Origin of the sequence: Metabacillus sp. KUDC1714 (assembly GCF_014217835.1) — a bacterium.
Taxonomy (GTDB): Bacteria; Bacillota; Bacilli; order Bacillales; family Bacillaceae; genus Metabacillus; species Metabacillus rhizosphaerae.
In genome coordinates this window covers 932,639-945,664 of the sequence record NZ_CP055263.1, presented here as the reverse complement: position 1 = coordinate 945,664, position 13,026 = coordinate 932,639, and the positions used below count along the sequence as shown (strand labels likewise).

Here is a 13,026-nt window from a genome sequence, read left to right as displayed (position 1 = left end):
TTTCTCCAGTAAAATGTTAGTTGCAAGATAAAGTAGTAAAGTTGCAAGAAAAACTTCAGAATTTGCAAGATAAAGTAGTAAAGTTGTAAGAAAAACTTCAGAATTTGCAAGATAAAGTAGTAAAGTTGCAAAAAAAATTAAGAATTTGCAAGATAAAGTAGTAAAGTTGCAAAAAAAATTAAGAATTTGCAAAATTAAAGACCAAAGTTGCAAAAAAGGGACTTAAATAAAGATAAAAATATTTCTCCCAACTTATTTTATATCCTGAATCTATTAAAATAGTGACACGTCCCTATAATTTAGTCTACTAATTAGATAAATTCACCATTGACACAAGAAAAAAGGATATGGTAAATTTAATTCTGTTATTTTATTTCTCTACCACATTAGCAAACTAAAGGATTTTTGGGGGTTTTAATTTTGAATGCTGTTGTAATAGCTGTTATTGTGATGCTTATTTTGAGCTTATTAAGAATAAATGTAGTCTTTGCTCTCGTTATTGGAGCTTTTATTGGTGGATTATCCGGTGGATTGGATGTAGCAACGACAATCCAAACATTTACAGATGGTTTAGGTGCAAATGCAAATGTTGCGCTTAGCTATGCTCTGTTGGGAGCTTTTGCTGTTGCTTTATCAAAAACAGGCCTACCAGATGCAATGGTTTCTGGTGCGATCAAACTAGTAGGTCGTGAAGGTGAGACGAAACGCAAAACTCTTTCAAAAGTACTCATTATCTTTATGATCCTTATTATGGCGATTTTTTCTCAAAATGTAATACCTGTTCATATAGCGTTTATTCCAGTCCTGATCCCACCATTATTGAAAGTGTTGAATGAGCTTCAAGTGGACCGCCGTTTAATTGCGACTGTTTTAACTTTTGGGCTTATTACACCTTACATGTTTTTACCAGTTGGATTTGGAGCGATTTTCCATGAGATTATGCAAAAAAACATGGAGGAAAGTGGTTTGATTGTTTCTTTAGCGGATATTCCAACAGCCATGGCCATTCCTGCGCTTGGAATGATAGTTGGACTTTTAGTTGCTGTGTTTTTCACTTATCGAAAAAACAGACAATATGAAACACGTGAAGTAGTCGGACAAGAAATGAATAATCCGTACACTAAGAAAACGCTAAGTATTGCAATCATTTCAATCATTTTGTCACTTTCAGTTCAGCTTTATCTTTCACAAAAGCTTGGGGTTGAAGGCATGATATTTGGCGCTCTAGCTGGATTAATCGTTTTATACATTAGTGGTGTCTTAAAGCGGAAAGAAGCAGATTTCGTTATTACAAATGGTATGAAAATGATGGCGTTTATCGGATTTGTTATGATTACAGCATCTGGATTTGCAAGTGTCTTACAGGAAACAGGTCATGTTGAACGATTAGTAGAGGATGGAGCAAACTTAATTAATGGTAATCAAGCGATCGGTGCATTGCTGATGTTGATCGTCGGTTTACTTGTAACAATGGGGATTGGTTCTTCATTTTCAACGATACCAATCATCACAACAATCTTTGTACCATTATGCCTTGAATTAGGATTTAGTCCTATGGCGACAATTGCGATTGTTGGGACCGCATCTGCTCTGGGTGATGCTGGTTCACCAGCGTCTGACAGTACACTTGGTCCTACATCAGGTTTATCAGCAGATGGGAATCACAATCATATTTGGGATACCTGTGTTCCAACCTTTATCCACTATAATATTCCATTAATTATCTTTGGATGGATTGCAGCAATTATTTTATAAGACTCTTTAGATGGTGCTTATACTCTTAAAAAAGGTTGCCTAATCATTTGGAAATTATAAAATTCTTGAACTGTCGATAAGCACACGACATCCAGTTCTAACGGTTTTGTACTTAGTTTTGGTGTCTAGCTCCAGCGCCTAGACCCTCCGGGACATAAGCCGATTTAAAATTGAAAGCAAGGAACGCCTTCTATTCTAAATCGTCTTATGCTTGTCGGGGCTGAACGAGCTTTTGTTCTTAACGATTATGATTAATTCTCTCCAGTAACTCCTCATCATCCCATTCTAGTACGATTTCTACTAATTCAGGATTCTTCTCTATGATTTCTTTCTCAAGTTGTTCTCTTTTGTTTATGTCTAAAAAATATTTTTTGAACACTAATGTTTTCATCGCTTTCACACCCTCTTCATGGACTCTACTAATTTTATTGACAAAACTAGTATTAATTATACATTTAATATGAAAAAATAGTAAAATAGTATGATTGCGAGGGATTTCGACAATCCTTACTCTTGTGTTCATTGTTTAGCTCGTTGTATCATTGAATTATCCTATTTTTAGGAGGAGTATGTAGTGACTTGGATAAAAGAACATAAGCTAATTTTTACTAGTATACTTGTTTGTGTAATTTGTTTAGGGTTTTTAGGTGTTATTGTAGTTGATATGATTGATCAGAAAGCGGTATCTTCCTCACCTGTTGCTTCAAAAGAAGATAGCACCTCTAAATCTAAAAACAATCAAAAAAGCGAATCAACAGCATCAGAAACGATTACAGATAACCCTTTTGGTAGTAATAGCTCGTCTTTGACAGAGGATGATGTGCTAAATTATATGCATGGAATGTCACACCAAAAGGTTGAAGCCGAAGAGAAATGGCTTCATTACGAAATGACAAATGATCGAATTCAATTTTTAATTGGAGTTGTTGAAAGTGATCGTTACGAAAAAAGCGATCTCTATTTAGATATACTTAATCGCTGGGCTGAGGGAGATTTCTCAAAAGCTGACAAAGATCATAATGCGATTTGGAATTTACAAGGTGGCACAATAGGAAAGGCAACAGGAGTATTGTCTACTGAAGAAGAGAAGCAGTATTTAGAAGATCATAAGGGGAGTATCCAGTAAAAAAGACAGCTGATAGCTGTCTTTTTTAAGAGATAAGACTTAATTTAGTTGTCTAACTTCCGCAATTCTCATTAGGCAGCAATTCTTTTGTTTGTTGCTCTTGTGACAGCGAAATAAATTCGTGGGGCAATTAGCGCACCTAAAATGGTGAATGCAGCATCTTTTACGATAAACCATGCCATTACAGCCCAGGCTGTTCCGTATGACATTGGGGCATTTATCCAAACGTTTAATGCTAACCACATATAAGTTGTACCGATAATGTAGATAAGAATAATTCCAACAAATGAAGCAGTGAAGAATGTGAATTTTTTTTTCTCTTTACTTAATTCTAGGATTTTTCCTACAGCATAAGCAGTAAAAATATAAGAAATAATAAAGCCACCAGTACTGCTGAAAATAACACCTATCCCACCATTAAATTGTGCGAATACAGGTGCTCCAGCAATCCCGATTAATGCATAGATGATCATTGATAATGCGCCAAGTCTGCTGCCTAAAAGGAGCCCTGCTAATATACAGAAAAAGGGCTGCATGGACAAAGGAACATTTGCGATTTGAAGAAATGGCGCCCAAGATGTAATATTAGCACCAACTGCCATTAAAGCAGCAAACATTCCAACTAAGGTTAGATCATATGTACTTAACTTTCTTTTCATTATTATCCCCCTTATCAAGACAATTTCCATACTGAAAGAATAATCGAGGACTCAGTTTATGTCAACTTTATTTTTATATAAGTTAACAAAAGGTGAAAGGTATGATTACTATGTATTTTGGCAAAAAAAGAAACACCTCTACATCAGATCGGGTACCACCTAATCAAAATGTTACAACAACATTTCCTGTTCTACATAATGGTAATGTACCTTATTATGATGATATTTCGAAATGGAATTTACAAATATATGGTTTAGTCCAACATCCGAAGCTTTACTCACTAGAAGATATTCTGACACTGTTTCCACAGGTGGACCTTTCCAATGATATTCACTGTGTAACAGGTTGGTCAAAGCTAGATGCAAGCTGGCAGGGAATAAGAGTGAGGGACATTGTAAAGGACGTGAAGATACAAGAGAATGCCCATTATGTCATTTTACATGCTGAGGAAGGATGGACAACCAATCTCCCGGTAGAAGATTTTTTAAAAGAAACAAGTCTCCTTGCACATTCCTTTAACAATGAACCGTTAACACCAGAGCATGGTTACCCGCTTCGAGGGGTATTTCCGCATCTTTATTTTTGGAAAAGTGCAAAATGGCTTCGAGGTATTCAGTTTACAGAACACGATCATCCTGGGTTTTGGGAACGGAATGGATATCATATGAAGGGTGATCCGTGGTTGGAACAGAGGTATAGTTTTGATTAACTAAATATAACAGGTGATCCTATATTTAAGAGCACCTGTTAATCCTTCTTACTAAGTTATACTAAAAGTTTTTTGAAGTGGGAAGCAATTAATAACTTTAATCATTATCCCTTTCAAGTCTCCTTTTATCAGGAGCTAGTTCCTCTGAAGCTTCTGTGTGATACCGCAAGTTGTTCACTTTTTGAGTAGATTCCTCAACTCGTAAAACATTTGCTCTCATATATCTATGGAAGAAGCTTTCAAATAGGGCAACACCAATTGCAGTTAACAATGAAGCCATAAACACATTATTAGTATTGGCGGTTATATTTGAGAGAAAAAACCATGTTAAAAGCATGGCTAGTGCAAAATCTGATATTGTTGCGGTTAGATTGCTCGTTCTTGGAAGTAATAGCAAATCACCTAGGATATAAGAAATAACTCCTAATAGAAACGTTAAAGCTAATATATTCCCAAAGGAGTAGTTAAAGCCTATTCCTAGAATGACATATATTAGAACTAAAGAAGCGACTGTCTTAATAGCAAGCGCCTTAATATGTTGCACACAAATCACCCTTCCTTTTGAGAGTTATTATGTGCGTTGGTTTACATGGTTATGCTAAAAAAAGAGACTGAATCAATAGCATAAGCACCTCCTATGTTAGAAAATAGGATATGTAACATAGCTTTCAATACAGTCACTTCTTATCAGCCTTTTAAATCAATTGATTTACCTATAGATGGGTGTGGGGCTTCTAACATCTTTAGCATTTCTTGACTATTTTGCTGTGCGGCCTCCATTGTTTTCTTAGCTAAAGCGATGCCAACGCTTTGTCCGAGAGAAGCCTGGTTTAGATTAATTGATAATGCTGCGATATCCAAAGTGTTCACCCTCCTAATTCTTCTATCGGATTATGTTAGTTAAAAGTAAAGCAATTAACGAGAAACGTTTCGTTTTAATGAATGTAAATCTTCCTCAGCATTCATGTTGCGTTCATTGATAATTTTAATCGCATCCTGTACGCCCTCATTATAAAAATAAGGTCCAAGCTTTTCTAAACAAAAATCAAGAAATGCTTCTGCTGCAATCTCACCGATTTCCTCATCTCTTTCTTCGTAAAAAAAGCTGATTATTTCTTCTTTTATTCCATCCTTTGTTTCTTTTGGTAATTTAATATACATATTAGAATCTCCTTTATGTATTCATAAGTTAAGGCATCTCGTCCCTCTCCAGCAAACAAAAGGAGACAGACTAAAACCTCATCTGTCACATTCAATTCTAATTCATTAACTGTTCATTTTCTAATACATCTTCTAAGTTTTTGTATAAATATCCAAGATCTCTGGCAACTGCTTCATATGTCACTTGTCCAGCGATTACGTTTACGCCAGCTCTTAAAGCGGCATTGTCATTAATTGCACGATATACGCCTTTGTTGGCAATTTGTAGAGCATATGGTACTGTTACGTTTGTGAGAGCAATTGTAGATGTCCGTGGTACTGCCCCGGGCATATTTGCTACAGCATAATGTATTATTCTGTGTTTTTCATATGTTGGGTTGTCATGTGTTGTAATATGATCCACTGTTTCAACAATTCCACCTTGGTCAATGGCAACGTCTACGATGACAGAACCAGGCTTCATTGCCTGCACCATTTCTTCTGTTACTAAGGTTGGTGCTTTGGCACCTGGGATTAGTACTGCGCAAATAAGTAAATCTGCTTCTGCCACAGCTGTTGCAATATTTACTGGGTTTGACATTAATGTTTTGATTTGCGTTCCAAAAATATCATCTAATTGACGAAGACGTTCTGCACTTAAGTCAATAATTGTTACATCTGCACCTAGGCCAATTGCCATTTTTGCAGCATTTGTCCCAACGACACCACCACCAATAATTGTCACTTTTCCTCGGCTGACACCAGGTACACCAGCAAGTAAAATTCCTTTTCCACCCTTTGGCTTTTCAAGGAACTGAGCACCGATTTGAGCAGCCATACGACCTGCAACTTCACTCATTGGTGTTAACAATGGAAGTGTATGATTCACTGTTACTGTTTCATAAGCAATAGCCGTCACAGCTTTATCCTTTAAGCATTTAGCTAGTTCTGGTTCAGCAGCTAAATGCAAGTAAGTAAATAAAATGAGACCTTTTCGAAAGTAGCCGTATTCTGATGGCAGTGGCTCTTTTACTTTCATGACCATTTCAGCATTTGCCCAAACCTTTGCTGGATCCTCAACCAATTCTGCACCTGCTTTGACGTAATCCTCATTTTCAAAGCCGCTTCCTATACCAGCATCTTTTTCAATTAATACACGATGACCACAAGCAACAAGCTGGGTCACGCCACCAGGTGTTAATGCTACACGATTTTCATTGTTTTTAATTTCTGTAGGAACCCCAATAATCATAAAAACTCATCCCCCTAGAAGCATTTTGTTGCATGAATAGTACTTTGATAAGCGCTTAGACATCAGCTTTAGCGCTTTTGTTATTGTTTAGAAAGTAAAAGTTTTTGTACTTAGTTTTGGTGTCCAGCTCCAGCGCCTAGCCCCTCGAGAGCATAAGCCACAAATGAATCGAAGACAAAGAACGTCTTCTATTCATTTGCGTCTTATGCTTGTGGGGGCTGATCAAGGCGCTTGCGCTTTTCTAAGTGTCTAGCTCCAGCGCCTATCGCCTATCAAACTTCAGATCATCTCCCTACGATAAGTCAACATAGGTTCGCTTCGCTTACCGTGTTTCCTTTGCCCCACTTTAACTGCCCGTAAAAGTCCGATAAGTCTCGCTATCCATTAGGATGAGGCCCTAATGGAAGTCTCGCTTTATCTCAGTCGATGCTCCTCCAGTTTGTACGGCGATGACCAAGGCGCTTGCGCTTTTCTTATATAAAACAAGTATATTGAAAATGCTTCTAAACATCTTTGTTTAAAAAAGAGAAAGATTTTTCTTCCTTTTGTGAAATTTCACAAAGACATGCGATCAAGCTTTATATCTAAGTAGATTGTCATTTTTTGATTTAAGCTTTTGAGGTTCAGCTCAGATATTTCAGTTATTCTTTTTAAGCGGTAATTTAGTGTGTTCACATGAATATTTAAAGCTTTTGATGCATCATGAACATGGCTGTCATTGTCTAAAAATATTTCAAGTGTTTGGACTAAATTTGTCTTGTGATGCTTATCATAATCGATTAATTTTTGTAAGGAATAGTTCATTAATCCTTGTTGTTTTCGTTGTTCATATAAAATGTCTAAATATTGATAAATACCCATCTCTGAAAAACTATGTAATTCATGTGTTTCGCTCGGAAACCGATTTTTAATTGTTAGTACAGCTAATGCTTCCTTATAGCTTTTTTCAATAAAAAGAGGTTGTGTAGATATCCCGCCGATACTTGCAGTTACATTTGTAAAGGTAAAACGTTCGTTTAGCTGACGAATCGTAAACAGAGTGAACAGTCTTATATCTGTGAGAGGTGCATCACTTTTTGCTGATAACAGGATAATTAGTTCATCAAAATCAACAGTATATAGAACAATATTTACTTGCTGTGTTGTTTGTAATAAATAGGAAAGCTTTCTTTCTGCTGCTTCATTTAACTTATGAGGGAATTTAAACACTACGATAGAAAAAGGAATAGGCAGATGTAAGTTCAATTCTTGAAACCCTTCATTAATTTCAACTTCAGTGGAAATATGGCCTGTCAATAGCTTCCAAAAAAACTCCTGATTTCGTTCGGCCTTTTTTGTCTTACGTATTTGCAAATTCAACAGTTTATTTTTCACTGCTTGGGCAGCTTTTTTTAAGAGCATGAGTTCTTCCTCTTTAAGGTGTTTATTTATTTCTAATGCCCAAATAAATCCTAGTACTTCATCATTTTTCCAAATTGAAATGGCAATCCGATTTCCTAAACCAACTTCATCAATCTGACTTACCCTTATTGGCTCATCTGTGCTTAATAATTTTGGGATCGTACCATCCTTCCATAAGCTATTAATGACTTTTTCAGGAACGCGTCTTCTGATAATCGTCGAAATTCTAGCTGGATCTGTACTTTCATCATGCGTACTATAAGCTAGTAACCTATGATTAATATCTTCAATTGTAATTGGACATTGCAATACTTCACTTATTCGATCAGCAACATCTTCTAATCTTTCAAAATGATAATATTTAAATGGATCATTTGAAAATTCACTCATTATATCCCTACTTTTTTAATAATACGTGAGAAGTGGATTATGTCCGAGAACACTAGGTGTAATTAGAGTTCTCTTATCATTATATTTTATCGTTTCTAATTCTTGCTTTTCAATATAGGCTATGATAAAAATGACAATTGAATATAGCTTGAACGGAACAAGTGAAAAAGGAGAGGAATAATAATGGACTATTATATTATAACTGGTGGATCTCGAGGTTTAGGAGAGGCGATTATAACAGAATTGCTTGATAAGGATAAAACGATCTTTTATTTATCAAGAACAAATAATTTAACTCTTGAAGGGTTTGCTAGAGGCAAACATGCTTCGATTTATTATGAAGAATGTGATCTTTCTGAAGTAAGTCAATTAAAAGCAAAAATAAAAAGTATTTTTTCAAAAATAGATCTTTTAAAGGCTAAGAAAATTACTTTGATCAATAACGCAGGAATCGTAGATCCAATAAAAAATGTAGGTGATGCGATTGAAGAGGAACTTAGCCTAAATGTAAAGCTTAATTTGCTTGCTCCAATGATCATGAGCGAATATTTTATTAATGAAACGAAGGAATTTGCCGGTGAAGTTGTCATTGTAAATATAACATCTGGTGCTGCAAATCGACCTATTGCCGGGTGGAGTGCATATTGTAGTACGAAAGCAGGTTTAAACATGTTTACAAATACAATAGGTTTAGAACAAGGTGAGCGTGAGAATAAAGTGATGGCGATAGCATTTTCCCCTGGCATTATGGATACAGAAATGCAAGGGGTGATACGCGCTGCTGAAAAGAAAGATTTTTCCTCCATTGATCAGTTTAGAGAGTATCATCAAAAAGGAATGTTACGAGCACCAAGTTTTGTTGCTAATATTCTCGTAAAGCTTTTATCAAGTTCTTTAGAAAATGGTCGAGTATATGATATAAAGGAGTTTGTTTAGTCTTTTTGTAAAGGAAATAAAGTTGTCTTTTAGATACAAAATTTAATAAAATTTATAAAAAATTGTAAAAAAGATTCGCAAAAATTGTCAACTGATGCAATAATATATATGAAGGAAATGGGCAAGGAACACTAATTTTTTATTATTACCATTGTATTTTAATTTAAACAATTTAGTTGACGGAACATGCCATTTTCCATTGTATATAGTAAATAGTTTAGAGGTGGCTGAATATTAACAGAATAAAACAAAAAAAGTTTGCAGTCATCATCTCCGTGACAATTTTGATCATCACTTTACTATCTTCATTAAACTTGTATGCTACTTATTTTAATACACGTAAGACGATTGAATTAACGATCGCAAATCAAGGAATATCAACAGCTCAAGCTGTATTGAATCATTTCGATATAAATACATATGAAGCATATTTACAAGACCAAGATTCAACTGCTAAGCTTCGTAAGCTTGAAGATGAGCTTGGAAAAGCAATAAGGGATACAGGTGCAACATTTGCTTATATTCTTAAGGCTGATGATAAAAATCAACCAAGGATAATTGTAGATGGATTTCCAACAGATGATTCGGTAACCATTAGTGGAGATTGCTGCATACTTACTAATGAAATTAAGAGTGAATATAAAGAAAATCAACCATTCTTTACAAGGATTGAGGATGATTCAGTTGGAACATACGTGTCATCTGGTGTGCCTATTGTAGGTAATAAAGGGGAAAGCATTGGATCACTTGTAATAAATGAAAGTGTTGCAACCGTGGATAAAATAACAGATGAAGTATTAAAAAACAGCTTTCCGTTTTTTATCTTCAGCGGGTTGTTTGTTCTTTTTTCATTTAGTATTTTTGTGATTTTTCAAGTGTGGTTACGTAGGGAAGTTACAACACAAGTTGGAGATACAGAAGAAACCTATCAAGGTGAATTTCAATCAATGCTACAGACAATGAGATCGATTCGCCATGATTTTATCAATCATATTCAAGTCATTCAAGGATTATTAAAGCTTAAACGAGAAGACCGTGCATATGAGTATGTGAAATCTTTAACTAGTGAAGTAGAATCAATGGAACTACCACTGAAAATAACTAATCCAGTTCTGTATATTTTGTTACAATCTAAGTGGGTACGAGCTCAAAATGATAAGGTGGATATGCATTTACTAGTAGATGACCATACTTTTCAAAAAATAAAATCAATCGATTTAATTAAAATTTTATCAAATCTTATCGATAATGCTTTTGATGCAACATTACTGCTACCAGAATCAGAGCGGTTTATTAGCATTGAAGCAAAATCCGTTTCTACTATGTACTTGTTTAAAGTTGAAAACATAGGACCAAAGATTCCGAAAGAAATAGTAGACAAAATTTTCAAAGCCGGTTTCTCAACAAAGGAAGAAAGACGTGGGGTTCCAAGAGGTGACGGACTGAGTATTGTCAAACAAGTAGTAGACAGATATGGAGGAGCAATTAATGTTCATTCCAATAAAAATACCACAACCTTTAGTGTGAAAATACCGGTTAAATCTTGAAGGAAGCTACCATATGGTAGCTTCCTTTTTCGTTACCTAAGTTAGTCTAATAGCATAATAATCCTTTCTATTTAATAAAATTGTTCCAATCTTTCCTTTTTCACATATATATATAATAAGATACTTTTATTAAATAAATAAATTTGTAAGAAAAACTAACCTTTTGGTTGAAGAGGTTATCAAAATATGTTACATTATTCTGAATATTTAAAACAAAGGAGGATTACCATGCGACGAGTGATGATCATGGATGTATTTAACCATCCAATTGCACAAAAGTATTTAAATCGTTCAGGTGTTTTACATGCGATTAGAGTTGCCGGATATGCTGTGCAGCTCGCCATTAAGCATGATGTAAATCCGGACATAGCAGCTAAGGCAGGTTTGCTTCATGATATAGGCCATTACGAATGGTATACAAATGGGGAATGGGATTATGAGGAATATGTGAAAAATGATATTCATGCGATTAAGGGCGCTGAGCGTGCGCATAAACTGTTAATTCGCCTTGGTGAGGATCGCCAATATGCAAAGGAAATTGCGTTAGCTATATTGCTTCATACAGATTCATATTTACCAGAAAACTCGATGAAGAAAACCTCGCTTCAACAAATCGTCCGTATGGCTGACGAAATGGATGAAGAGCCTCTAGGTAAACACCATTATCGCAAAATTAGCCGAGAAGATGCGATCAAGAAAATTGAGAGGCTGGATCAAGAAATTGAACGCCTTATAACTGAATATCGTAAAACAGTCTAAGCAATAAAGGAAATGAACCCCCCTAAGCCAAATCACCACTATTAGTATTAATTTATAGGACACCTGAGTTTACTTCAAGCTCAACACGATAATGTAGGAGAAACTAACAATATAAATAAGCCCGTCTATGAACGTGTTTAGCTAGACATAAGAATTGGTTTAAGCGGGTTTATGTCCCTTCCCTTTATTACATAAATCGTATTTATATATAACCTTATACATCTAAGAAGGAACAGGCTATTTTACATTGAAGTAGCCTGTTTTTCCTATTTCGTAATATGGATTTACAATAAAACAATATTGGAACATTTTATGTCTAAACTTATAATGGACGAGGAATTTCAAACTGTAACGTTTGACTGTACAGCTTTTAAAAGCTAAGATTATAACGAAACAGCTGTATTTTTTTATTAAAAGGAAAATGTATTTGTTATTTAAGTCTCTTTTCTAAGAGATTGTTGCTTTTAAAACGAAAACTGTTTATGTTTGATTGGAGCGAAAATCAACCACGCTGCACTACTTGGTAAATAGCAACAAAGTATGGCGAGTCAGCCTAATTAAAAGTATATAAATAAATGAATAAGCGAAAGGAGTTTGGTTTTATGGGGATTATTTTTTATTTCATCCTAATAATGGTGGGTCCGATATTAATTCAAGTATACTTAAAAAAGACATATTCTAAATATCTGAAAAGAGGAGCTTCATCTGGTTTAACAGGTGCTCAGGCAGCCCGCAAGATTTTAGATGAAAATGGTCTTTACAATGTTAAGGTTGAGGAAGTGCGAGGAAGATTATCGGATCACTATGATCCAAGATCGAAAGTCGTTAGGCTATCAAGTGATAACTATCATGGTACTTCAATTGCCTCGATTTCTGTAGCGATTCATGAGGTTGGTCACTCTTTACAACATTCTCAAAATTATGCACCATTAAATATTAGACATGCTTTAGTACCAGTAGCCAATATTGGCTCTAACTTTTCGTTCATTTTAATTTTTATCGGTATCATTCTTTCATCAGCAAACTTATTGCTACTTGGAATCATAGCAATGGCTGCTGCAGTCCTGTTTCAGGTTGTTACACTTCCAGTTGAATTCAATGCTAGCTCAAGAGCATTAAATGCAATGGTTGGTTCTGGCTTAATCAGAAATGATGAAGAAGGTGGAGCTAGAAAAGTTTTAAATGCAGCAGCATTAACCTATGTCGCAGCGACTGTTGTAGCAGTAGCAGAGCTACTACGTTTTGTGTTAATGTTTTTTGGAATGCAAAGTGATGAGGATTAATTAAATTAGTTGAATAACTTTATGTTTATAGAACACAAAAAAACGCAAGGAATCAATTCCTTGCGTTT

14 protein-coding genes are annotated in these 13,026 nt (G+C 35.2%); 7 read left to right on the top strand and 7 right to left on the bottom strand.

The features are described from left to right. The first annotated feature begins 420 nt into the window (after window positions 1-420). A complete protein-coding gene (locus HUW50_RS04605) occupies window positions 421-1,755 on the top strand; it encodes a Na+/H+ antiporter family protein (RefSeq protein WP_066330336.1) in 1,335 nt (444 codons plus the stop codon). Between the two features lie 238 nt (window positions 1,756-1,993). Here the strand turns inward: HUW50_RS04605 and HUW50_RS04600 are convergent, their stop codons facing one another. Next, window positions 1,994-2,146 carry a hypothetical protein gene (locus HUW50_RS04600; protein ID WP_157094355.1) on the bottom strand — a complete coding sequence of 51 codons (153 nt, stop codon included), beginning with the start codon at window positions 2,144-2,146 and terminating at the stop codon, window positions 1,994-1,996. 183 nt (window positions 2,147-2,329) lie between these two features. Here HUW50_RS04600 and HUW50_RS04595 point away from each other — a divergent pair, with 183 nt between their 5' ends. Next, window positions 2,330-2,881, top strand: a complete 552-nt coding sequence (locus HUW50_RS04595; protein WP_066330334.1) for a DUF6241 domain-containing protein — start codon at window positions 2,330-2,332, stop codon at window positions 2,879-2,881. 71 nt (window positions 2,882-2,952) lie between these two features. Here HUW50_RS04595 and HUW50_RS04590 read toward each other — a convergent pair whose 3' ends face one another. Continuing rightward, window positions 2,953-3,540: a biotin transporter BioY gene (locus HUW50_RS04590; protein WP_066330333.1), complete on the bottom strand. Its 588-nt coding sequence runs from the start codon at window positions 3,538-3,540 to the stop codon at window positions 2,953-2,955. A 110-nt stretch (window positions 3,541-3,650) separates the two neighbouring features. On the opposite strand from HUW50_RS04590, the gene HUW50_RS04585 reads away from it, so the two are divergent. After that, the gene (locus HUW50_RS04585; RefSeq protein ID WP_066330372.1) at window positions 3,651-4,250 is read left to right on the top strand and encodes a sulfite oxidase-like oxidoreductase; all 600 of its coding nucleotides are present in this window, start codon (window positions 3,651-3,653) and stop codon (window positions 4,248-4,250) included. A gap of 97 nt (window positions 4,251-4,347) precedes the next feature. Here the strand turns inward: HUW50_RS04585 and HUW50_RS04580 are convergent, their stop codons facing one another. The 5 genes from HUW50_RS04580 to HUW50_RS04560 all read right to left on the bottom strand — a co-directional run bounded on the left by HUW50_RS04580 (window position 4,348) and on the right by HUW50_RS04560 (window position 8,433). Then, on the bottom strand, window positions 4,348-4,794 hold the full coding sequence (locus HUW50_RS04580; RefSeq protein WP_066330332.1) for a YndM family protein: 447 nt from the start codon (window positions 4,792-4,794) through the stop codon (window positions 4,348-4,350). Between the two features lie 143 nt (window positions 4,795-4,937). Continuing rightward, window positions 4,938-5,120: a YjfB family protein gene (locus tag HUW50_RS04575; RefSeq protein WP_232329008.1), complete on the bottom strand. Its 183-nt coding sequence runs from the start codon at window positions 5,118-5,120 to the stop codon at window positions 4,938-4,940. Window positions 5,121-5,165: 45 nt separating this feature from the next. Then, entirely contained in the window at window positions 5,166-5,411 is a 246-nt protein-coding gene (locus HUW50_RS04570; RefSeq protein WP_066330330.1) for a DUF2164 domain-containing protein, read from the bottom strand. Window positions 5,412-5,508: 97 nt separating this feature from the next. Next, window positions 5,509-6,642: an alanine dehydrogenase gene (gene ald / locus HUW50_RS04565; RefSeq protein ID WP_066330329.1), complete on the bottom strand. Its 1,134-nt coding sequence runs from the start codon at window positions 6,640-6,642 to the stop codon at window positions 5,509-5,511. A 555-nt stretch (window positions 6,643-7,197) separates the two neighbouring features. Continuing rightward, window positions 7,198-8,433, bottom strand: a complete 1,236-nt coding sequence (locus HUW50_RS04560; RefSeq protein WP_066330328.1) for a sporulation transcriptional activator AdeR — start codon at window positions 8,431-8,433, stop codon at window positions 7,198-7,200. Window positions 8,434-8,616: 183 nt separating this feature from the next. Between HUW50_RS04560 and HUW50_RS04555 the strand changes: the two genes are divergently transcribed. From HUW50_RS04555 to HUW50_RS04540, 4 genes are all read left to right on the top strand, one after another. Next, window positions 8,617-9,369, top strand: coding sequence for a (S)-benzoin forming benzil reductase (locus HUW50_RS04555; RefSeq protein WP_066330327.1), 753 nt, complete (start codon window positions 8,617-8,619; stop codon window positions 9,367-9,369). Window positions 9,370-9,644: 275 nt separating this feature from the next. Then, window positions 9,645-10,916, top strand: a complete 1,272-nt coding sequence (locus tag HUW50_RS04550; protein ID WP_066330326.1) for a sensor histidine kinase — start codon at window positions 9,645-9,647, stop codon at window positions 10,914-10,916. 228 nt (window positions 10,917-11,144) lie between these two features. Then, on the top strand, window positions 11,145-11,675 hold the full coding sequence (locus tag HUW50_RS04545) for an HD domain-containing protein (RefSeq protein WP_066330325.1): 531 nt from the start codon (window positions 11,145-11,147) through the stop codon (window positions 11,673-11,675). Window positions 11,676-12,277: 602 nt separating this feature from the next. After that, entirely contained in the window at window positions 12,278-12,958 is a 681-nt protein-coding gene (locus tag HUW50_RS04540; protein WP_066330324.1) for a zinc metallopeptidase, read from the top strand. Window positions 12,959-13,026: the final 68 nt, after the last annotated feature.

Coding starts and splice junctions, on each gene's coding strand:
- HUW50_RS04540 (WP_066330324.1), top strand. CDS start 12,278: ATGGGGATTATTTTTTATTTCATCCTAATAATGGTGGGTCCGATATTA.
- HUW50_RS04585 (WP_066330372.1), top strand. CDS start 3,651: ATGTATTTTGGCAAAAAAAGAAACACCTCTACATCAGATCGGGTACCA.
- HUW50_RS04560 (WP_066330328.1), bottom strand. CDS start 8,433: ATGAGTGAATTTTCAAATGATCCATTTAAATATTATCATTTTGAAAGA.
- HUW50_RS04555 (WP_066330327.1), top strand. CDS start 8,617: ATGGACTATTATATTATAACTGGTGGATCTCGAGGTTTAGGAGAGGCG.
- HUW50_RS04545 (WP_066330325.1), top strand. CDS start 11,145: ATGCGACGAGTGATGATCATGGATGTATTTAACCATCCAATTGCACAA.
- HUW50_RS04570 (WP_066330330.1), bottom strand. CDS start 5,411: ATGTATATTAAATTACCAAAAGAAACAAAGGATGGAATAAAAGAAGAA.
- HUW50_RS04590 (WP_066330333.1), bottom strand. CDS start 3,540: ATGAAAAGAAAGTTAAGTACATATGATCTAACCTTAGTTGGAATGTTT.
- HUW50_RS04600 (WP_157094355.1), bottom strand. CDS start 2,146: ATGAAAACATTAGTGTTCAAAAAATATTTTTTAGACATAAACAAAAGA.
- ald (WP_066330329.1), bottom strand. CDS start 6,642: ATGATTATTGGGGTTCCTACAGAAATTAAAAACAATGAAAATCGTGTA.